General features: G+C 34.1%; 22 protein-coding genes. All 22 read right to left on the bottom strand.

The window, feature by feature from the left end; translation table 11 throughout:
- Positions 1-40: 40 nt before the first annotated feature.
- Positions 41-442, bottom strand: a complete 402-nt coding sequence (locus M4L39_RS07680; RefSeq protein WP_277581515.1) for a VOC family protein — start codon at positions 440-442, stop codon at positions 41-43.
- A gap of 125 nt (positions 443-567) precedes the next feature.
- A complete protein-coding gene (locus tag M4L39_RS07685) occupies positions 568-1,422 on the bottom strand; it encodes a YitT family protein (protein ID WP_277581516.1) in 855 nt (284 codons plus the stop codon).
- Between the two features lie 690 nt (positions 1,423-2,112).
- Positions 2,113-2,298, bottom strand: coding sequence for a hypothetical protein (locus M4L39_RS07690; protein ID WP_277581517.1), 186 nt, complete (start codon positions 2,296-2,298; stop codon positions 2,113-2,115).
- 22 nt (positions 2,299-2,320) lie between these two features.
- Positions 2,321-2,932 carry an orotate phosphoribosyltransferase gene (gene pyrE, locus M4L39_RS07695; protein ID WP_277581518.1) on the bottom strand — a complete coding sequence of 204 codons (612 nt, stop codon included), beginning with the start codon at positions 2,930-2,932 and terminating at the stop codon, positions 2,321-2,323.
- A gap of 1 nt (position 2,933) precedes the next feature.
- The gene (gene pyrF / locus M4L39_RS07700; protein WP_277581519.1) at positions 2,934-3,626 is read right to left on the bottom strand and encodes an orotidine-5'-phosphate decarboxylase; all 693 of its coding nucleotides are present in this window, start codon (positions 3,624-3,626) and stop codon (positions 2,934-2,936) included.
- A gap of 108 nt (positions 3,627-3,734) precedes the next feature.
- On the bottom strand, positions 3,735-6,908 hold the full coding sequence (gene carB / locus M4L39_RS07705; RefSeq protein WP_277581520.1) for a carbamoyl-phosphate synthase large subunit: 3,174 nt from the start codon (positions 6,906-6,908) through the stop codon (positions 3,735-3,737).
- Positions 6,901-8,001, bottom strand: coding sequence for a carbamoyl phosphate synthase small subunit (locus M4L39_RS07710; RefSeq protein WP_277581521.1), 1,101 nt, complete (start codon positions 7,999-8,001; stop codon positions 6,901-6,903). Before M4L39_RS07710 ends, carB begins: the two co-directional genes overlap by 8 nt.
- Positions 8,001-9,275, bottom strand: coding sequence for a dihydroorotase (locus M4L39_RS07715; protein WP_277581522.1), 1,275 nt, complete (start codon positions 9,273-9,275; stop codon positions 8,001-8,003). The genes M4L39_RS07710 and M4L39_RS07715 overlap by 1 nt, the downstream gene beginning before the upstream one ends.
- A complete protein-coding gene (locus M4L39_RS07720) occupies positions 9,253-10,173 on the bottom strand; it encodes an aspartate carbamoyltransferase catalytic subunit (RefSeq protein ID WP_277581523.1) in 921 nt (306 codons plus the stop codon). The genes M4L39_RS07715 and M4L39_RS07720 overlap by 23 nt, the downstream gene beginning before the upstream one ends.
- Before the next feature lie 29 nt (positions 10,174-10,202).
- Positions 10,203-11,510 carry a uracil-xanthine permease family protein gene (locus M4L39_RS07725; protein ID WP_277581524.1) on the bottom strand — a complete coding sequence of 436 codons (1,308 nt, stop codon included), beginning with the start codon at positions 11,508-11,510 and terminating at the stop codon, positions 10,203-10,205.
- A 279-nt stretch (positions 11,511-11,789) separates the two neighbouring features.
- Entirely contained in the window at positions 11,790-12,317 is a 528-nt protein-coding gene (gene pyrR / locus M4L39_RS07730; RefSeq protein WP_277581525.1) for a bifunctional pyr operon transcriptional regulator/uracil phosphoribosyltransferase PyrR, read from the bottom strand.
- A gap of 510 nt (positions 12,318-12,827) precedes the next feature.
- Positions 12,828-13,745 (bottom strand): RluA family pseudouridine synthase, encoded by a 918-nt coding sequence (locus M4L39_RS07735; RefSeq protein ID WP_277581526.1) that lies wholly within the window; start codon positions 13,743-13,745, stop codon positions 12,828-12,830.
- Between the two features lie 12 nt (positions 13,746-13,757).
- A complete protein-coding gene (lspA, locus tag M4L39_RS07740; RefSeq protein WP_277581527.1) occupies positions 13,758-14,234 on the bottom strand; it encodes a signal peptidase II in 477 nt (158 codons plus the stop codon).
- A 418-nt stretch (positions 14,235-14,652) separates the two neighbouring features.
- Positions 14,653-15,126 carry a CHAP domain-containing protein gene (locus M4L39_RS07745; protein WP_277581528.1) on the bottom strand — a complete coding sequence of 158 codons (474 nt, stop codon included), beginning with the start codon at positions 15,124-15,126 and terminating at the stop codon, positions 14,653-14,655.
- A 4-nt stretch (positions 15,127-15,130) separates the two neighbouring features.
- Entirely contained in the window at positions 15,131-15,925 is a 795-nt protein-coding gene (locus tag M4L39_RS07750) for a VOC family protein (RefSeq protein ID WP_277581529.1), read from the bottom strand.
- Between the two features lie 210 nt (positions 15,926-16,135).
- Positions 16,136-18,886, bottom strand: coding sequence for an isoleucine--tRNA ligase (gene ileS, locus M4L39_RS07755; RefSeq protein WP_277581530.1), 2,751 nt, complete (start codon positions 18,884-18,886; stop codon positions 16,136-16,138).
- A 256-nt stretch (positions 18,887-19,142) separates the two neighbouring features.
- Positions 19,143-19,760, bottom strand: a complete 618-nt coding sequence (locus M4L39_RS07760; RefSeq protein WP_277581531.1) for a DivIVA domain-containing protein — start codon at positions 19,758-19,760, stop codon at positions 19,143-19,145.
- A 158-nt stretch (positions 19,761-19,918) separates the two neighbouring features.
- Positions 19,919-20,698, bottom strand: a complete 780-nt coding sequence (locus M4L39_RS07765; RefSeq protein ID WP_277581532.1) for an RNA-binding protein — start codon at positions 20,696-20,698, stop codon at positions 19,919-19,921.
- Between the two features lie 106 nt (positions 20,699-20,804).
- Positions 20,805-21,095 (bottom strand): YggT family protein, encoded by a 291-nt coding sequence (locus tag M4L39_RS07770; RefSeq protein ID WP_057511959.1) that lies wholly within the window; start codon positions 21,093-21,095, stop codon positions 20,805-20,807.
- Between the two features lie 12 nt (positions 21,096-21,107).
- On the bottom strand, positions 21,108-21,704 hold the full coding sequence (locus M4L39_RS07775; protein ID WP_277581533.1) for a cell division protein SepF: 597 nt from the start codon (positions 21,702-21,704) through the stop codon (positions 21,108-21,110).
- Between the two features lie 5 nt (positions 21,705-21,709).
- Positions 21,710-22,384 (bottom strand): YggS family pyridoxal phosphate-dependent enzyme, encoded by a 675-nt coding sequence (locus M4L39_RS07780; RefSeq protein ID WP_277581534.1) that lies wholly within the window; start codon positions 22,382-22,384, stop codon positions 21,710-21,712.
- A 17-nt stretch (positions 22,385-22,401) separates the two neighbouring features.
- Entirely contained in the window at positions 22,402-23,190 is a 789-nt protein-coding gene (gene pgeF, locus M4L39_RS07785; RefSeq protein WP_277581535.1) for a peptidoglycan editing factor PgeF, read from the bottom strand.
- Positions 23,191-23,422: the final 232 nt, after the last annotated feature.

Below are 23,422 nucleotides of genomic sequence, written 5' to 3' on the forward strand. Positions count from 1 at the left end.
AACGATTATATCCTAGCTTTTTTTATTCTAAAATTTAAGTTTATTCTGGCAACGCTAGTTGAAAATTAACACCAAATTTATCTTGAATCCAAGCAAACTCTCTAAATGGTGGCATCTGCGTTTTAGGCATTAAAATAGCTCCTCCACTTTTCAGATTACTGAATAAGCGTTCCATTTCTAAAGCACTATCTACAGTGACATATAATGATACGGCTGGGTTCATTTCTATATCGACACCATTCATATTATCAATTGCCATAAACACTTGATCTTTCAATCTAAAAATAGCGTGTTGTACAGCACCTGTTGGTTCTTTATCACTTTCACTATATCTTACCAATGCTAATATCTCAGCATCTTCAAATGTACTAACATATAAATTAATTGCTTCTTCTGCATCTCCATTGAACATTAGAAATGTAGTTATTTTCGGTATAGCCATTATTCAACCTCCTTAATTCTTCTTAATACTAAAATAAATGATAAGTTGTAAAAAATCGAATATACACCGCTACTATAAATTTTAATATATACACAAAGCATTATTTTTAACAATCAAAATAATACTTATGTTAAATTAATAAATCCACTACCTAGCACATCACGCACATCATGTATAACTAGAAAAGCTTGGTCATCTTCTTCATTCACTAATTTTTTGACTCGCGTAACTTGGGATTGTGGCACCACAACATATAGCATACTTGTTTCTTTTTTACCAAAGCCACCTTTGCCTTTAAGTAACGTTGAGCCTCTGCCTGTAAAGCTGTTGATTTTATCGCTAATCTTTTCATTTTTATCCGAAATAATCGTAACAGCTTTTTTAGGATTAAAGCCTTCAATTATAAATGAAGTTGCACGTTCGGTAATAAATATCATAATAATTGTAAACAACACATTCTCTAGTGGTAATACGAACAAGAAAGATAGCACAACTAAACCATCTAATAGAAAAATACCTTGTGACGTTTTTATATCAAAGTATTTGTTTAACATTTTAGCAACAACCGAAGTTCCTCCGATGACACCACCTGCTGCAATAACCAAGCCAATGCCCACACCTACAAATACACCACCAAAAGCAGCATTGATTACAAAGTTATCTATGCCTGTACTAAAATTTTCAGTTAAATCTAAAAATAGAGAAATTGCAGTGTTCGCAATAAAGGTATATACAGCGGTTCTTGTACTTAAAAACTTCCAACCTACAATAATAACAATTGTATTAATAATTAAAGAAGTTAGGGCTGGCGACCAACCAAAAGCATATTTAAGTGCTAAAGATATACCAACTGTTCCACCATCCCCAAGATTAGATTCTAGAATAAAGCAATTTACTGCAATTGCACTGACAAATGCGCCAATTAAACAAACAATGATATTTTTAGTATGATCACGGAATAATTGTTTCATCATTTTCATTTAAGCACCCCTTACATTTTCAAAAATTAAACACTTTGGCAAACGGATACGAGCCGTAATTTAAATTCAGTCAACTATTGCTAATATAACTATAGAGGCTAAGACATGTATTTATGTCCCAGCCCCATAAAAATATATTATTGTAATTCTAAGGTACACATCGTATTATAAATGCAAATGTATCGCAACAATAATCGTCATACCACTTTGTATTGCCTGCAATTATTTTAGATTCATATATTCAAACGCTGTGTAGCAGGCTCCCTTTTTGTAGTTGAATGACGCTATCGTCCTTATTTCTTTTACTTTTTAATATTTACAGTTAGAATAAATATAAATCCAATTGGAGGTATTTCATGTCTTTTTATATTATTCCATTACTTATTGCAGCATTAGTATTATTGGTAGGCTATATTATTATTAAAATTATGATCCGCTAATAATGACTATACTACACATCTATACATTTTAGTTTTAAAACGGTCAGCACATATCATAAGCATTATAAATCGTGAATCATATTGATAGTCTTTGTTGTTAAAAACCGAACTTCATTTAATGAATTTCAATGAGAAGTTTGCTATATCAAAATGATTTAATATAAAGAGGAAGGTCAAAATAGAATTCATTTTGATCTTCCTCTTTATTATGGTCTTAAATACGTGGTTTATACATATGACATTTTATGAATTACTTGATATGACCTTTTTGTTTAATAGTAGACTTTGATTTCTTATATATATTTGCTTCTGATGTGTTAGATAGCCATTCGTTTTTATTGTCTGAATGAGATGGATGTCTATAATCGTTTTCTTTTTTTAAAAAATCGTTTAAATGTGCAAAGTGATTATATGCTTCTTTTGGGTCTTCTGTCATAATATCCCCTCCAACTCACATATTAAGACAAGTTGTCTCGCCATTCAACTAATGTACTAATATCATTGTCAGAAATTTCTCCCTTTTCTTTAGCAACCTCAATTAATTCATTATAATTACTTAAAGTAAAGAAAGGTATTTCAGCTTGTTTAAATTGTTCATCCGCTTTTTTTAGACCGTACGTAAATATAGCTACTACGCCTAGAACTTCAGCTCCCGCTTCTTTTAATGCCTCCACAGCAGCTATAGAAGATCCACCTGTTGAAATTAAGTCTTCAATGACAACCACTTTTTTACCTTTAGTTAACGCACCTTCAATTTGGTTTTGTTTACCATGGCTCTTACTCTTAGAACGCACATAATTCATAGGTAAATCCAGTGTTTCAGAAACGTAGGCAGCATGCGGAATACCAGCTGTTGCAGTGCCTGAAATGATTTCGACACCCTCAAAATGATTTTTAATTAAGGTACTTAAACCATCTCTAATATTACGTCGCACAGAAGGATACCCTAATGTTACACGGTTATCGCAATAAATAGGTGATTTAATACCTGAACTCCATGTAAACGGGTCGTTTGGCGAAAGTGAAACTGCTTTAATATCTAATAGTGATTCTGCTATTGCTTTAGCCATTTTAACTTAACCAACTTTCTTTAATTTTATGATAACTTGCGACAGGATCGTCACTTTTCGTAATTGGTCGCCCTACTACAATATGCGTTGAGCCTAGTTGTTTCGCTTCTCCCGGTGTAGTAATCCTTTTTTGATCATCTGAATGCGCATTTGCGGGTCTAATACCAGGTGTTACTTTCAAGAAATCTTTACCGAGTTCACCTGTAAGTAATGCCGCTTCAAGCGGTGAACATACGACACCATCTAAACCAGACGTTTTGGCTAGATACGCATAATTAAGCACTGCATCTTCTATGGAGCTTTGAATATTTTGTTCATTTCTTAACATTGATTCTGTAGTTGAGGTAAGTTGCGTAACTGCTATAACTTTAATGTTTTGGTTATTTTTTCTTAAGCCTTCTAATGCGCGTGTCATCATTTCAGTTCCACCGGCAGCATGAACGTTCACTAAATCAACATTTAATTTACTTAACCCTTCCATTGCCTTACCCACAGTATTAGGTATATCATGTAATTTTAAATCCAAAAAAATATCGTGTCCACGTGCTTTAATGGATTCTATAAACTGTGGTCCGGTTTGATAAAAAAGTTCCATACCCACTTTTACAAAAAGCGGCTCATCAAATTGATCTAAGAATGCATCCACCGCTTCTGAAGAATCAAAGTCTAGTGCAATAATTGGTAAATTATTCATAATATGTTCTACACCTCGTATTTTAAAAATTCTACTATATGTACCAAGATAAAATAATGTTACACAATCGCGCTGTCATTTTATCTTAGTTGGTATCAAACTTAACTATTACATATTTTTCATTGTAAATGTCATGCTTTCAATCACTGACGTCAGTGCATCAGCTGTGTCTAACGAAGTGAGACAAGGTACGCCATTTTCAACTGATGTACGTCTGATTTGGAAACCATCACGTTCGAATTCTTTACCTTTAGTCATTGTATTCACTACAATTTGTACTTCACTTTGTTGAATACGTGTTAATAAATCATCTTCTTTACCAATTTTACCGACGATTTCTGTTGGTATATTATGCTCAGCTAATTTATTCGCAGTACCTTCAGTTGCTAAAATTTTATAGCCTACTTCATTTAAGCGATGTGCAATACTGACTACTTCTTCTTTATCTTTATCACTAACTGTCATCAATACTGTACCGTGATCTTTTACTTCCATACCACTGGCTGTTAGTCCTTTGAATAGAGCTTTTTCCATCGTTGTATCTTTACCCATAACTTCTCCTGTTGATTTCATTTCAGGTCCGAGCGTAATATCAACATTTTTCAACTTATTAAAGCTAAATACTGGCGCTTTGACAAAGACACCCTCAGTATATGGCTGTATACCTGCTTTATAGCCTATATCTACAAGTTTTTCACCCATAATCGCACGCATTGCTAGCTGAGCCATTTGGATGTTCGTAATTTTACTTAAAAATGGTACTGTACGACTCGAACGTGGGTTTACTTCTAAGACGAAGACACCATCATGAGCGATGACAAATTGGATATTAATTAATCCTATAATATTTAATCCTTTGGCTAGCCTAATCGTATAGTCTTCTAACGTATCCATTTCTTGTTGTGTTAATGTTTGCGGTGGATAGACTGCTATTGAGTCACCTGAGTGAACACCAGCTCTTTCGATATGCTCCATGATGCCAGGGATAATAACAGTTTCTCCATCGGATATCGCATCCACTTCAATTTCTTTACCTGTTAAATAACTATCTACTAGTACTGGATGATCCGGACTCGCCTTAACTGCTTGATTCATGTAATCTTCTAGTTCTGCATCACTATTCACAATTTCCATTGCACGCCCACCTAATACATATGAAGGTCTTACAACAACTGGATAACCGATATTTCTCGCATTTTCTAATGCTTCTTTAGGAGATGTTGCTGTTTTTCCCTTAGGTTGAGGTACATCTATCGTGTGTAATAATGCTTCAAATTCTTTACGGTCTTCTGCACGATTTAGATTTTCTAAAGAAGTTCCTAAAATTTGAACGTCATGTTTAGCAAGTTTATCTGCTAAGTTGATTGCTGTTTGGCCACCAAATTGTACAACTACACCCTTAGGTTGCTCTAGATCAATAATATTCATAACGTCTTCTTCTGTTAATGGCTCAAAGTATAACTTATCAGAAATTGAGAAATCAGTTGATACCGTTTCAGGGTTGTTATTAACGATAATAGCTTCATAACCTGCACGTTGTATCGCCCAAACTGCATGTACTGTTGCGTAATCAAACTCTACGCCTTGACCAATACGAATCGGTCCTGAACCAAGCACTAGGATTTTTTCTTTATCTGTAACAACAGATTCATTTTCATACTCATACGTCCCATAATAATATGGCGTTGCTGATTCAAATTCTGCAGCACAAGTGTCTACCATTTTATAAACTGGCGTTATACCATTTTTTATTCTTAAATCATGAACTTCTTCTTCGGTTATATCAAAACGGTGTGCAATGACACGATCACTAAAACCATAATCTTTGGCAAATTTCAGATGCTCGATATCACCTTTATTGGCTTTCAAATCATGCTCAATATTGATGATATGTTGGAATTTATTTAAGAAGAAATAATCAATTTGTGTCATATCATGAATTTCTTCTAATGTTGTTCCACGACGTATCGCTTCACCTATAAAGAATAAACGTTCATCATCTTGATCATTGATACGCGCTTTAATGTAATCTAAATCATACGAATCTCCATTAGGTAAACCTAGGTGATGTACGCCATATTCCAATGAACGAATTGCTTTAAGTAATGACTCTTCGTAAGTTCTACCAATTGCCATAACTTCCCCAGTTGCTTTCATTTGTGTTCCTAAAACACGTTCTCCTTTTTCAAATTTATCAAATGGGAAACGTGGAATTTTCGAAATAACATAATCTAAAGTTGGTTCAAATGCAGCATAAGATGTTTCCGTAATTGGGTTTAACATTTCATCTAATGTTAAACCAACTGCAATTTTAGCTGCTAATTTAGCAATTGGATAACCTGTTGCTTTAGATGCTAATGCTGACGAACGAGATACACGTGGATTCACTTCAATAATATAGTAATCCATAGAATGTGGATCTAAAGCTAATTGCACGTTACATCCGCCTTCTATACCTAAGGCACGGATTACTTTTAATGACACGTCACGTAGCATCTGATATTCAATATCTGACAATGTTTGGCTCGGTGCCACAACAATTGAATCTCCTGTATGTATACCCACAGGGTCAATATTTTCCATGTTACACACAACGATTGCGTTGTCATTTTTGTCACGCATCACTTCGTATTCAATTTCTTTAAAACCAGCAATTGATTTTTCAATCAAACATTGTGTTGCTGGGCTATAATGTAATCCATTCGCTACAATTTCTTTGAACTCATCATCATTATGACAAATACCACCGCCAGTACCTCCCATTGTAAATGCTGGTCTTACGATGAGCGGATAGCCAACTTTTTCTTTAAACATAAACGCTTGTTCTACAGTGTTTACAATATCACTTTCAGGCACAGGCACCCCAAGTTCATTCATTAATGATCTGAATAATTCTCTGTCTTCTGCCTGTTGGATAGATTCTAATTTAGTACCTAAAAGTTGCACATTGTTTGCTTCAAGCTCACCGCTATCATGTAGTTGAATAGCCATGTTCAATCCTGTTTGTCCACCTAATGTAGGTAACAGTGCGTCCGGTTGTTCTTTACGAATAATGCGCGCAATAAAATCATGCGTTAATGGTTCAATATATACTTTATCTGCAATTTCTTTGTCAGTCATAATTGTTGCTGGATTCGAGTTTACTAATATTACACGGTAGCCTTCTTCCTTTAATGCTAGGCAAGCTTGAGTACCTGCATAATCAAATTCTGCGGCCTGACCAATGATAATTGGACCGGATCCAATAACTAAAATCGTTTCTATATCTGTACGTTTAGGCATTTGACATACGCTCCTTCGCTTTAAAATCATTCATCATATCGATAAAGTTATCAAATAAGTAATTTGAATCAGATGGTCCTGGACATGCTTCAGGGTGATATTGAACCGAAAATGCTGGTAATGACTTATGTTTCAAGCCTTCTATCGTTCCATCATTGATTGCGATATGTGTAATTTCTAAGTCACTATCGATTAATGAGTCTTTATCTATTGCATAACCATGATTTTGACTCGTTATTGCAATTTTCCCTGTTTTAAGATCTTTCACAGGATGATTGGCGCCTCTATGACCGAACTTCATTTTAAATGATGTTGCACCTTGAGATAATGCGAAAAGCTGATGTCCTAAACATATACCAAAGAAAGGAATACGGCCTAGAATACCTTTAATCATTTCAACAGCAATTTGTACTTCTGCTGGATCACCTGGTCCATTAGAGAGCATTACGCCATCTGGAGACATTCTCATAATCGCTTCTGCCGAGGTGTCGTAAGGTACGACGGTTACATTACAACCACGCATATTCAATTCTCTAACGATGTTTTGTTTTTTTCCAAAATCTACCAATACTACACTTAAATCATATCCCGTTGAAACATAAGGTGATTTTGTTGATACTTTTGTTACTTCATTTTTTGGCAATCCAGTCGTTTTCAATTGTTCTACTAATGATGCAATATCAGCTTTGTTATCAGTAAATGCTGCTTTTAGCACACCGAAATTTCTGATTTTTCTGGTAATACTTCGCGTATCAACGCCTGATATACCAGGAATATCATATTCTACTAATACCTCATGTAATGTCTTTTGCTTTCTAAAATTGCTTGGATGATCACTTGCTTCTTTAACAACTACACCATTTAACGTAGGTACAAGTGATTCAAAGTCATCTCGGTTTATACCATAATTTCCGATAAGTGGATATGTAAATGTAATAATTTGACCCGTGTATGACGGGTCCGATATAGTTTCTTGATAACCCGTCATTGCTGTATTAAAAACAATTTCCCCTACTGTTAATTCATCAGAACCAAGGGGGTAGCCTTCGTAAAATGAACCGTCTTCTAAAACTAGATAGCGTTTCTTCAACATTATTTTTCCTCCTTAAATTTAACTTCACCTTCAACCATTGTTAATACTGGCGTACCATATACTTTGTAACCGATAAACGGTGTATTACTTCCTTTAGATGCAAAATTCTCTGCTTTTATTTCACTTTCATCATCTAGGTTAATAATCGTTAAATCTGCTAATCCGCCTTCTTCTAATGTACCATAAGGTAACGAGAAAGTCTGAGCGGGTTTAATCGTTAAATAATCCACTAATTGTTGTAACGACCAGTCACCGTTTTTTACAAAATGCGTATACAATAACGGGAACGCTGTTTCGCTTCCAACAATGCCAAATGGTGCTTTTGTCATAGGCTGTGCTTTTTCTTCTGCAGCATGTGGTGCATGATCTGTTGCGATACAATCTATCGTACCATCTAACAGGCCTTCAATCAGTGCTTCTCTATCTTCTTTGCTTCTTAATGGAGGGTTCATTTTATAAATCGCATCATCACCTGGAACATCATCTTCAGTTAATAATAAGTGATGCGGTGTCACTTCTGCTGTCACATGTATCCCTGCCTTTTTAGCATCACGGATTGCTCTGACGCTTTCTTTCGTAGATACATGACATACATGATAATGTGCGCCAGCCGCTTCTGCTAATAGCACATCGCGCGCAATTTGTACTGCTTCACAAATATTAGGAATACCAGGAATACCTAATGCTTCACTGCGTTTACCTTCATGCATAGCGCCTCCATAAATTAAACTGTTATCTTCACAATGTGCTACGACTGCTTTATTCACTTTAGCTGCTGCTTGCATAGCTTCATACATCATATTAGCTTGTTGAACACCTACACCATCATCCGTAAATGCAAATGCGCCGCTGTTAGCAAGTGTTTCAAAATCAACATGCTCTTTACCAGCTTGTCTCACTGTAATAGCCGCGTAAGGTAATACTCTTACTTCGGCATTATCTTCTATTAATTGATTTAAATGATTTAGATTCTCTTCCGAATCAGGTACAGGACGTGTGTTCGGCATTGGGCAGACGGTTGTAAATCCACCTCTTGCTGCGGCTTTCGTACCCGTTGCTATTGTTTCTTTATGCTCCCCACCTGGTTCACGTAAGTGTACATGTACATCTACTAAGCCCGGAGAAACAAATTGTCCTTTAACATCTATAATTTCAATATTTGTATCTACCTCAATATGAGTAGCTATTTGTTTTATACGTTGTCCTTCGACTAAGATAGACACCGTTTCAAATTCACCGTTTTTTAAGATTTTAGCATTCGTTAATAATTTCATTTGTTTCTGCCCCTTTCGATTGTAAAATATAATCTATAACAGCCATGCGTAAGTACATACCATTTTCCATTTGTTTAAAAATGCGTGATTTTGATGCTTCCACAAGTGAATGTTCTATTTCCACACCTCTATTTACTGGTGCTGGATGCATCACAATTGCTTGTGCTTTCAACCTATCATATCTCGCTTGCGTCAACCCGTATTGATCATGGTAGTTACTTACTTCAAATTGTATTGTGTCCCCATCTGTATGTCTTTCATGTTGTACTCTTAATAACATTACTATATCTACCTCATCTATAACAGTATCAATATCTTTATACGGCGCATCTAAGGAAGTATCTTTCCAAGCATCTGGGCTAGAAAACATTACGTTAGCACCGAGTGCTGTTAAACTTTGAAAATTACTTCGAGCGACACGAGAGTTTTTAATATCACCACAAATTAAGATGTTTAAGCCTTCAAAAGTTTGATATTCTTCATAAATTGTCATGATATCTAATAAGCTTTGTGTTGGATGTTGCCCACTGCCATCTCCTGCATTAATAATTGGTACGTTAAGCGATTTTAATTCGTCATAATAAGTGGTTTGTGAATGCCTAATTACCAGAACATCTGCACCTACTTGTTCTAAAGTTTTACATGTGTCATATAATGTTTCTCCTTTTTGAACAGAAGATGTATTTGTTTCAAAATCAATTAATTTCAGTCCTAATTTTTGTTCTGCTACTAAGAAACTACTTTTCGTACGTGTCGAGTTTTCAAAAAATAAATTTGCTACGAATTTATCTTCATAACGTTGCGGTTGTAGTTCGCCAATTTTTATTGCACTCGCACGTTTGACTAATTCATAAATTTCATTTGTAGTTAGATGTTCCATCGATAGTAAGTTATCCAATTTTTCAGCCCCCTCATAATGGTCAATGCTTATTTATTCGCTGGTGCTTCTTTCGGTAAGATCAGATTGAGTATAATACCTGCTAATGCTGCTAATGCCATACCTTCTATTTGCATATTGATGCCGACACCATTTAAGTTAAAGACGAGATTACCAATACCAATTACAAGTATGACTGACGCAATAACAAGGTTGCGGTTACTCGCAAAATCAACTTCACTTTCGACTAGCATTCTTAAACCACTTGCTGCGATAATACCGAAAAGTAGTATAGATACGCCACCCATTACCGGTGTAGGTATAGATGAAACTAGTGCTGTAAATTTGCCAACAAATCCTAAAATAATAGCAATAACTGCTGCGCCACCAATGACATAAACACTGTAAATTTTTGTAATTGCCAAAACACCAATATTTTCACCATAAGTTGTGCTCGGTGGCCCGCCTATCAAACTTGCAAACATGGTAGAAACACCATCACCAATAATCGAACGATCTAAACCTGGATCTTTAAAAAAGTTACGACCTACAATTTTGTTAATAACCATCTGGTGCCCAATGTGCTCACTTACAGTCACAAAGACAATAGGTATCAGGACAATGATCAATCCCATGTGAATGGATGGTGTGTAGTCTTTAAATGGCAGATACACATCTGGAAATTGTAACCATTTCGCCTCAGCTATTGGAACGAAATTAACGAGTCCCATAAACGCTGACAAGATATAACCTGTGATGATGCCAATTAATACTGGTATCAAGGATAGGAAACCTTTGAAATAACCCTGTACTACAATTGTTATAATCAACGTGGTCATTGCTACTGCTAAATAACTCAGATTATAACCTTCCATTTCTGAGGAATTCTCAAACATTGCCATATTCACTGCTGTGGGTGCCAAACTTAATCCTATAACCATAATGACTGGTCCTACAACAACCGGTGGTAATAAATGCATCAGCCAGGCTGTCCCAGTTAATTTAATTGCTAACCCAATGAGTACATACATTACGCCACTCATGAACAATGCCATCAACATATCACCTAAGCTATGTGAATTAAGTCCTGTAATGATAGGCGTAATAAATGCGAAGCTCGACCCTAAGTAAGCTGGTATCTTCGCTTTAGTAATTAATATGTATAACAATGTCCCTACACCAGAAGCTAATAATGCAGAAGATATAGGTAATCCTGTTAAAAATGGTACGAGTACAGTTGAGCCAAACATCGCAAATAAATGTTGTGTACTTAGGAATGCCCATTGTCCTAATTTAGGTCTATCTTGCACATCTAATACTGGCTTAACTGTCCGTTCAAACATTGTTTCATTTTCCATGTCTTATGCTTCCTCTCATTAAAAAATCTCTTTACATTAAATTCATGTAAAGAGACTAAAAAGTATATATTCCGATTATTGCTAAGTTGAATTATAGCCACTTACACTTAATGACTAAAGCCAACTCGCAATAAAACAAAGTATATGTGAAGAGGCAAGTTATCAACATCGCGCGTTTGATAACTATAAATGAATTGCTTACGTATCCAATGCTTAGATCGTAGCTAAAAATTTAAACCCTCTTCCCTTTTCCAGTCTCTCGTACTGAATTAAAAGGCCCTATTCAATTACTACTGCATTTCTATCATCAATTTCTTCAAGAAAGACTGCCACAGCTTCTTCCCTTGCTGTTGGTATGTTTTTACCAACAAAGTCTGCACGTATCGGTAATTCTCGATGTCCTCGATCAACTAATGTAGCTAAGCCTATTTTCTTAGGTCTAGCGTACTGTAACACTGCGTCTAAGGAAGCCCTGACCGTTCGTCCTGTATATAAAACATCATCAATGATAATTACGACTTGATTTGTAATATTAACATCAATTTCATATGCTCTTTCTTCATCTTCGCTTATTGTCTGTTCTAAATCATCTCTAAATTGAGTGATATCAATTGTTCCAGTTGGTACAACTTTTTCTTCTATGCGCTCAATCTTTTGTTGAATACGTCGTGCTAAAAACGCACCACGCGTTTTAATACCTAGCAAGATTAAATTATCAGTACCTTTATTATATTCTAAAATTTCATGTGCAATACGTGTCACTGTTCTTTGAATCGCTGCTTCATCCATAATAACTCGTTCTGACATTTTAGGCACCTTCCTTAATTTGATTTAATATAAAAAACTCATGTCTTTATAAAGACATGAGTTTTAGTTATAAGATATCATAAACAAACAAGAGACTTATCTTCACTTAAGTTAGATGTTTTCTCTTCACAGGGATTGAATCACTATGTTTCCCATTGCGCAGATAACCTTCAGCTACAACAGTGTTCATTTGTCTTCACAAACATACAATATGTTTATGACCTTATATTAAATACATGTCTTAGAAGTCTCTCTGGACTTTCATTTAAAGACGTATGGCGCTCTATTAAACTGTCACTATACTACCATGAATACAATTCACTTGCAAGCAGTCAAATAAAATCTAAGATAATCATTTGATCATATTTCACATCATTCCTATAATATATTGACTTATTTATAAATAGATATTAAAAAACTACTAGATTCTATATTAGGATTCTAGTAGCTCATTCTTATATATTAAATTTAAGTCTTCAAAACTTTATATTTCAAATTTACTTTTATTATTTAGCTGTCACTTTTACGAATATCTGCTAATAATTGTTCAAAATCCTCAGGAAGTGGTGTAGACTTTTCAATATATTCTTGCGTCACTGGGTGTTCAAAACCAATAATACCTGCATGTAGCGCTTGTCCACCAATATTCAAAGTTTTCTTCGGTCCATATTTTGGATCACCTACAAGTGGGAAACCAATATATTTCATATGCACACGTATTTGGTGTGTACGCCCTGTTTCTAATTCACATTCTACTAAAGTATAATTATTAAAATGCTCTAACACATTAAAATGCGTAACGGCCTCTTTACCATCATCAACAACGGCCATTGATTGACGATCATTTTTATTTCTACCAATTGGTGCCTCTATTGTACCGTAATCATGTGGTATATTACCGTGAACAAGTGCTACGTATTTACGTGTCACAGTTTTCTTAACTAATTGATCCACTAAACTACGATGTGCAATATCATTTTTGGCTACCATTAATAGACCTGATGTATCTTTGTCAATACGGTGTACAATACCTGGACGTACTTCTCCATTTATCCCAGATAAATTTTTCATTTGATACATTAGACCATTTACAAGTGTTCCTGTTGAATGGCCTGCTGACGGATGGACCACAATGCCTTTAGGTTTATAGACAATTGCTACATCATCATCTTCATAATATATATCTAAATTTAGATTTTCTGGATTGATATCTGCTTCTACAATCTCTTTTTCAGTTACTACAATATGGTCGTTTAACTTTGTCTTATAATTTGGTTTAATTAAGTTATCATTTACCTTTACAAGTGATAATTTAATCCAATCTTGAATCTGTGTACGTGACCAATCTGAATTGAATTCGGGTAATACTTTATCAATACGTTGGCCTGCATCATCTTTATTTTCTATTTTATACTCATGTATAGTCATGCAAAATCTCTCCTATTCTTCGTTCTTCATATCTGTTAACAAAGCGATAATAATTAACAAAACGCCTATCGTCAAACTAGAGTCAGCTACATTAAATATTGGAAAGTTATAACCAAATATATATGTGTCAATAAAGTCAACAACTTCACCATGTAACACGCGATCAATAAAGTTACCTAAAGCACCTGCAAATAATAAACTAATTGCGATTTGCATTAACAAACTGTGTTTTGCTTCTTTAATATAAAATACAATGAGCACTACAAGTATAATAACTGTAAGTACATAGAAAAAGCCCATCTTTCCACTCATAATACCCCAAGCTGCGCCATCATTTCTGTGAGAAGTTATATTTAAAAAGTTGGGAATGACTTCAAACGTTTCTCCAACCTTCATTGAACTAGCAACAATAAATTTTGTGATTTGATCTAATATTAATATAACGATTGTTATGAATAAAGAAATACCAATATAGTACGGACGTTTCATGTCTGTACCTCCTATTCTAATCTCAGTCGCTTTTACAACATCTTTCATTATATCCTAATCAAACTTATAAAAAAAGTTACAGTTTGAATATCTGATAAAAAAGTTACATTATTAATACTAAAACACTAATAATATTCACTTATACAATAAGCCAATTAAAAAACATCTACATTTAACTGTAAAATGGCACACTATGCTGCCTATTTTTAATAGTTATTGTAGATGAAATATTTTATGTTGAAACAATGACAGTATTGTACACAGACACCTGCACCTATCTTAATATTCCAACACGAGTTGAGAACAAAGATTGAGAGCGTGTCCTAGGCAAAAGAGCATGAAATATATTAAATGGCTGATGCTGTGCCCGAGGAAAGTATGCACAAAAACTGCTTTTAATACTATTTTACATTTAAGTTTAAGCACTCGTGTTGTTTTTAGGATGGATATATTTATAATCTTTAACTTCGTCTTTCGTTATAATTCGCGTTGATATTTCAAAAGGCTTGTTATAATTCATTTCACTAACTTCTAATGAACCATTGTCATTTTGTTGTTCAATATAAGCTACATGACCATACTCACCATCAGTAGACTGCAAAATGCTCCCTACCTCAGGTGATTGATTTACTTTATAATCACTTTTTTGTGCATACGATACCCAATACTTTGCGTCGTTCCAGTTCTTTCCTATTTTCATACCATCTTCTCTTACTTTTTCAAAGACGTAGTGCGTGCATTGTCCTTTAGTATACGTATTATATTTCATTGGGTCTAATGACCAAAAATGATTCGTTGGCTCAGTCATATCTTGGTTATCTAACCCTTCATATGCAGCAGCAACAGCAATGATAGCACTTATCGCAAACATCGTACCAAGTCTTTTTTTCATTTGATCACACGACCTTATTATAATTAAATCGAAATTGTATACCGTCTGGACCTGTTAACAATTTGTGTGTAGTTTCAGGGTAATGAAAATCAATAATTGCTAAACCATATGTTCTGTCATTTTCAATTCGTTTAATACTTGATAACCAATTATTAACCACTAAATGTTGGTGATAACCATTTGAAGATAAGTAAAATGCGCCATCTGTTTCTAATGATGATGTTTCAAGTCCGAAATAATTATTATAGTACTGCTTTACTTTGTTTAAATCAATCGATTTTAAATTCAAATATCCAATAACACTTTCATCTGGAATACCTTGCCATTTTTCATTTGAAGTATACGTTAATAGATTAGGCACGTTAATCGGTTGCGTTTCAAGCACTACTTTTTCGTCTTCAAATGACCAGTCTTCAATTGGATTATCAACATAAAATTCTAAACCATTGCCTTCAGGGTCTTCTAAATATAATGATGTTGTCACATCATGCTCTCCACCGTGGACTGGAATACCAGACTCACTTATTTGTACAAGTAAATCTGCAAGGTCTGTTTTTGCGGGTAACCTAATCGCTAAGTGAAATAACCCTGCTTCTGAACGTAATGGCTCTCTTCCCTGTATAATTTGATTAAATGTCATAAAATGATTTAAATTACCAATCTCATATTGGATTGTTGAATAAGATTCATTTACCACATTCATACCTATGATGTCTTCATAAAATTGTTTCATTTCATCTTTATCTCTAACATTTAATGTAATACCATTTACAAAATGCGCGCTTTGACTATGGAACATGTATAACACCTTTCTAAAACTCTAATAAATTCAGTATACTTGAAATCCATTTTTATACATTAAAAAAGCTCATTCAATACTTTATTATTTATTCCATCGAAATCATTTTAGTAGTACAAATATTCAAAAAGGCTATATGCTTTGCGTAATGCAAAACATATAACCTAATTTAATCATTTCATATTTATTTACAATTGATGGTGCTACGTTTTATACAAGTGTCTTTACGACTTCTTGACAACGTGGACATAAGTGATCAAGTTCGCCAACTGAACCAAGTTCTTCACTATAATTCCAACAACGTTGACATTTTTCACCATGCGCATGTTCAATACGGATATCACCATATTGATAGGCTACACCCTTTTCAACAGATCCCACTACTTCTGCTTGAGAAGTGATGAATAACTGTTGTAAATCTGAGAATTGTTGTAAAAATGATGTTGCATCAAAGTTCTCATTACTACCAATTACAACTTTTGCTTCTAACGATTTACCAATTACTTTTTCACCACGTGCTACTTCTAATGCGCGGTTAACATCATCACGTAAATTCATAAATGTATTCCATCTATCTAAAAATTCACGGTCAACTTCAACGCGTTCTGGCATACGAGTTAAGTGAATACTTTCTTCTTCAACGTGAGGAATATGAGACCAAACTTCTTCAGCAGTATGCACTAAGATTGGTGCTAGTAATTTCGTCATGTCCACTACAATTTGGTATAACACTGTTTGCATACTACGACGTTTATGAGAATCACGTTCTTCAATATATAAAATATCTTTACCATAATCTAAATAGAAATTACTTAATTCTACGTTTATGAAGTTTTGAACTTCTTGATAGATATCTAAGTAGTCATAGTTATCATAATGATCTAAAGTGTTTGCCGTAAATTCACGTAATCTATTTAATAGATATTTATCTACTTCTAATAAATCCGCTTCAGCTAATGCATCTGTAGCTGGATTATAATCGCTCACGTTACCTAACATAAATCTTAATGTATTTCTGATTTTACGATACACATCAGAAGTTTGTTTTAAGATTTCATCTGAGATACGAACGTCGGCTAAGTAATCAACACTACTTACCCATAGACGTGCAATATCTGCACCTTTTTGTTTAACAATTTGATCTGGCACAATCACATTACCTAATGATTTACTCATTTTTTTACCTGAGCCATCCATAACAAAGCCATGAGATAAGAGCATTTTATATGGTGATTTACCTCTTGTCGCTACAGAAGTTGTGATAGATGAGTTAAACCATCCGCGATATTGGTCACTACCTTCAATGTATAAATCAGCTGGATAAGATAGTTCAGGTCGCCCTTCTAATACGCCTCTATGAGAAGAACCAGAATCAAACCAAACGTCCATAATATCTGTTTCTTTAGTAAATTCACCGTTTGGACTACTTGGGTGTGTAAATCCTTCTGGCAATAAGTCTTTTGCATCACGTTCAAACCAAATATTAGAACCAAATTCTTCAAATAAATCTGCAACATGATTCACAGTTTCGTTTGTCATGATGATGTCACCGTTTTCAGCGTAAAATACTGGTAGTGGTACACCCCAAACACGTTGACGTGAAATAACCCATTCACCACGATCGCGAATCATATTGTAGATACGTGTTTTACCCCAATCCACTTTAAAATCAGTTACTTCGATTGCATCTAAGATATCTTGACGCACTTTATCAATAGATGCAAACCATTGTGGCGTTGCTCTAAAGATAACAGGCTTTTTCGTACGCCAATCATGAGGATAACTATGTGTGATAAATTCTAAATTTAATAAAGCGTCTTTTTCTTTTAATACATCAGTAATTGCTTTATTCGCTTTGTCATAAAACATACCTTCAAATTGGCCAGCCTCTTCTGTAAAGACACCCTTGTCGTCAACTGGGCTAATTACAGGTAATTTATACTTCTGACCAACTATATAGTCATCTTCACCGTGACCAGGCGCTGTATGTACACAGCCTGTACCAGCATCAGTAGTAACATGTAAGCCATTGATAACCAATGAAACTCGGTCAACAAATGGATGCTGTGTCTCAACATACTCTAATTCGCTACCTTTAAATTCTTTTTCTAATTCAAGCGCATTTTCATCCCAGCCTAATGCTTCAACAACATCACTCGCTAAGTCTTTACCGATAATGTATTTTTCACCGTTCACATTATATTGGCCATAAGTTAATTCAGGATGTACTGTAATCGCTACGTTAGAAGGTAATGTCCATGGCGTTGTTGTCCAAATGATGAATTTTGCATCTGGATCTACAACGCCTTTACCATCTTTAACGTCAAAGGCTACATAGATAGAAGCCGAACGTTTATCTTGATATTCAATTTCTGCTTCTGCAAGTGAAGATTCACTTGACGGTGACCAATATACTGGTTTTTTACCTTTGTAAATTAACCCTTTGTCTGCCATTTCGCCAAACAAACGAATTTGAGCTGCTTCATATTCTGGTTTTAACGTGATATATGGATTATCAAAATCGCCCTTAACGCCTAAACGTTTAAAATCTTTTTTCTGATTTTCAATTTGTTCTAAAGCAAATGCTTCACATTTTTTTCTGAATTCAGCAATAGACAATTCTTTACGTTTAACACCTTTTTTAGTTAATGCTTGTTCAATCGGTAAACCATGCGTATCCCATCCTGGGACGTATGGTGCGTAAAAACCACGCATTGATTTATATCTAATCATCATGTCCTTTAAGATTTTATTCAGTGCATGTCCCATATGCAAATTACCATTAGCGTATGGTGGGCCATCATGTAAAATATATGATGGGTTTCCTTCATTTTTATCTAACACTTTTTGATAAATGTTTTGTGCTTCCCATTCTTCTTGGATCTTAGGTTCTTTGTTAGGTAACCCTCCGCGCATTGGGAAATCTGTTTTTGGCATTAATAACGTTTCTTTATAATCCATTTTATACACTCCTTGTTCCGATTTTCATACTAAATTCAATTCATTCGTACAATAAAAAGAACTCTAAGTTCAATTAACAGGGACGATTAATACCGCGTTACCACCCTGATTAACTCAACTTAGAGTTCTCTCATTGTTCATATACTTTTTTAAAACAACAGTGATATAAGCATCATACATATGAAAGGCTCTCACTGTCCCTAACTCGCTTTGATATGCAAACGGATGCTTACGCGTCTGTTATTTATATTAATTATTATTTTTTATCTGTTTCAGTATTCGAAGCTTGAGCGTTTGCTTCTGCAGTACTATCTGCTTCTGCTTTCGCTTTCATCGCTTTTTCTTCTTCAGTCAAATCATTTTCATGTAAATGATTAATATTTTCTTGAGTAACTTGTTCAGAATCAAGATCATAATTTAATAAATAATCCCAATCTTCACTTTTTAGTAAATCTAGTTGAGCCTCAACTAACATACGGAAACGTGATCTGAATATTTTTGATTGGCGTTTCATATCTTCAGTTTGGAATGAAAGACGACGTGCTTTTTCAACTGCATCATTAACAATTCTATTAGCTTCACTTTGTGCTTTAGAAACTGTTGCTTCAGCATCTTTAGTTGCAGCTAATTTTGTTTCTTCTCCGGCTTGTTTTGCATGAATTAAAGCGTCACTTACAGATTGATGAACATCTTTATATGACTGGATGTTTGTATCTTTATCTTCAATGACTTTCTCTAATTTTTTTTTGTCTTCTTTTAAACGTTCAATTTCGTTACTAAGTTGTTCTAAATAGTTTTCAACCTCAGTTGGTTCAAAACCAGTTTTCACGCGTGTAAAATCTTTGTTTTTTATTTCATTTGGTGTAAAAGGCATGCGTTATCCTCCTTCTATAATACACTATTTGAGCACTTCTTTAAATATCTGAAATAGTGCTTTATGTCTAAATTTTCTATTTTTTAATAATCATTTGTATACATTTTCATTGTTTAAAAATCTAATTTAGCTTGTTTATACATTATATAAGTATAACATTATTTGAATAAAGTTTTATAAGAAATTCTTACTTTATCTTTTTTTGTTTTCCCGCCAATATCAGTAATCATTGCTCTCCCGTAACCTTGGATTGACAACAAGTCACCACTATCAAGTTGAAAATCTGTAGCGTCAATCATTGTATGATTCACCTTGACACGCTTCTTATCAATTAATTGTTTAGAAATTGTACGCGATTTGCGTATCATTTCTTTTAATATAACATCTAAGCGCAAACCACTCACAGTAGTTTCATATGTTTGCCAATGCTCTTTTGATTGTATCATATCTTTTATAGGAATAGAATTAAGTTTAACTGTAGCACCTTTAATTCTATTTAGCTCTAACATGATATAAGATTCCAATTGTTTTGTCAAAGTAAATTGAATTGAGTCATCTACAATGATATCTCCTAACTGCTCTCTTTCTATTCCTAAAGACATAATTGTGCCTAATATATGTTGATGTTGTAGTGTTACAAACTTTTGAGGATAGTCTATTTCAATCAACACAATTTCAAACAGCTCTTCTTCTGGTACAAAATAATCAGGTGCTACAATAGCTCTTTTACGTTCGGCGTAAGGCCCACCAAAAAATGTAACTTCTAAATCATCATAGCTACCGACTATGACACTCATAATATATTGTCCACGTGGATCTAGAAAAGGTGTTAATATAGGCGCATACTGCTCATTTGCACGATTACACTTATCCATAAGTTGATCTATTAATTCATGCTCTTCTTTTCTAAAATGCTGATAAATATCGATGCTAATCACTCCGAATACAAGAGAAAGCACCTCGCGTCATACAACGTTAGGTGCTTCTCATTTATTTTATACATTAGTTATAAGTAAACTTAAATTCTATTTGACGTAAATTGATTTAAGCTAAATTACTCAAAATTAGATTAAAAATACTTGCCAAACCTTGTCGGAATAAAACAAGTACAATTATTGCTACAATCGATGATATATCTATCATACCAATTGGAGGAATAATTTTACGGAATTGTTCTAAAAATGGTTCATAGATTTTAGCTAAAAATTGACCGAATTTATTTTCTCGTGCATTAGGTATCCATGACATAAAGAAATAAACAATCATTCCGTAATAATAAATTTGAACCAAGAATAAAATAAAACTAAATATATTTCCTAATAAGCCTATATCCATTTATTTTTACCTCTATTCACCTTGGTATTCCATATTTTCTATGTGATCCGTAATACTACCAGCCACTTCAATATTATCTGGCGTACATAAGAATATATCTGATCCTACGCGTTGAATGTCTCCACCAATTGCATAAACTGTACCACTTAAAAAGTCGATAATACGTTTAGCAGAAACTTTATCAATACGTTGTAAATTAACTAAAGTTGCGCGACGATTTTTGAGTTCATCTGCGATATCTTGAGTATCTGAAAAAACACGTGGTTCAAATAAACACATTTTAGAACTTTCTTCTGTAAAACCGAATTGATCTTGTTCTTGATTATTCATATTCACAACGTTCCTTGTATTATTTTTTGATGAAGTGTTATTCATTTGATACTTCCTTTCACCTGAGGATTGCTGTAATCTTGATGACTGCTTTTTGGGAACGGATTGTATGGATCTTTGTCGTTCTGTATTTTCGTTATTTTTATGTTCATTGAAATTCGTTTGAGACTGCGCTTGTTGCTTGTTTTGTTGTCTATCTTGTTCTTGTTCTGGTGCTTCTAATTCGTCATCTTCTTCTTCAACCACGAAAAATCCACTAAATAAATCTTTTAAAGCCACGGGGCTCACTCCTCTTTTCCTACAAGTTTAGTCCCAATTCTCACAAATGACGCACCTTCTTCAGCAGCTAGATGGAAATCATTACTCATTCCCATTGATAACTCAGTACACGGTGCATAATTTAAATTGAGCGCTTTAATCTCATCTCTTTTATTCTTTAATGATTGAAACAAGTTTTTTATATATGACTCATCATCAGTTAATGGAGCCATAGTCATAAGACCAACTACTTCTAAATTTTCATATTGTTCCAATGTTTCAATAAAAGTATTCACATCTTTCAACGCAACACCTTGTTTAGATTCTTCACCTGAAACATTTACTTGAACAAAACACTTTATTTTGTGTTCCGCTCTTTTATTTATTTCTTTTGCTAATTTAAGACGATCTAATGCATGAAAGTAATCAATTTCGTTGATTACTTCTTTTACCTTTCTTGTTTGTAATGAACCAATAAAGTGCATCACTATGTCGTCAGGTAAAGCTTCTTTTTTAAGTTGAAATCCTTCTAAACGATTCTCACCAAAATGTCTAATTCCCGCATTATAAGCATCATTAGCTCGGTCTATTGTAACATACTTTGTCACTGCAATCACGTTTGGTAACATTGAAATATTACTCTTTTCGCAGTGAGTTTTTAATTGTTCTTCAATTTGTTCTAAATTATATTGTACGTTCAAATCTCTACACCTCTTCATTATTGACCGATAAATGCTAACATGCGGCCAGTGTTCCCTTTCTCTACTCTATATGAGAAAAATAAGGATAAATCTTCAGATGTCGCATAGTTAGTAATATAAATATTGTCCTTAGGAACACCTGCATTTTCAAGTAATAAAGCATTTGCTCGTTTTAAATCAATCCCATGTCTGTCATTGGCTCTTGTCTCAATGTATTCGTTCATGTCTATCGGTAATGATTCGAATTTTGATTTAATATCATCATTAATTTCATAAGTTGTAGAAGTCGCAGGTCCAATAACGATATTCAAATCATTTAAATTAAAATCGATATCGCGGATGACTTCGTTCACAATTTGACCGACAGTACCTCTCCAACCAGCATGTGCCAAACCGATATAATGATGTTTTTCACTATAAAAATATATAGGTACACAGTCCGCATAGCACATAGTAAGTAGAATATCAGATTCATACGTATATAATGCATCTACACCATGTAAAGCATCTGTTAGAATATCAATATTTGTACCTTTGTCTTTGGCTGTCACCTCTACAACTTTATTTTCATGCGTTTGTATAGGAAATACCCACTGTTCTCTCGGGTATTGAATTACAGCTGCAAGATCCTCTTGGTGTTGTGTAACGTGCTGTGAGTTATCATTAATATATCTAGCCATATTAAAAGCTTGTTCGGGATAGGGACTTAAACCATCTTCTCTTGTTGTTATACCCAATTTCACATTATTTAAATGACTATCCTCATATTTCAATATATGACTATCTTTAATAAATTTATCATGCATACTATGACCTCCATTAATTAAAACTGTAATTCCTCGCTATGACTTCAAATAGGAGACCCGTGACAATAATTTATTCTATAATCTTAGACAAATATATTATTAAGTAATGTTCATACATAGCAATAAAATTCAAAAAAGTCATCAGATCTTTGGATCTGATGACATCATTGTATTTATTATTGACTACTTTAAGCTTTAAGCCTTATGTATACAAGGCGAGCTAGTTTGAAAA

Source organism: Staphylococcus equorum, from assembly GCF_029531845.1.
Lineage (GTDB): Bacteria > Bacillota > Bacilli > Staphylococcales > Staphylococcaceae > Staphylococcus > Staphylococcus equorum_C.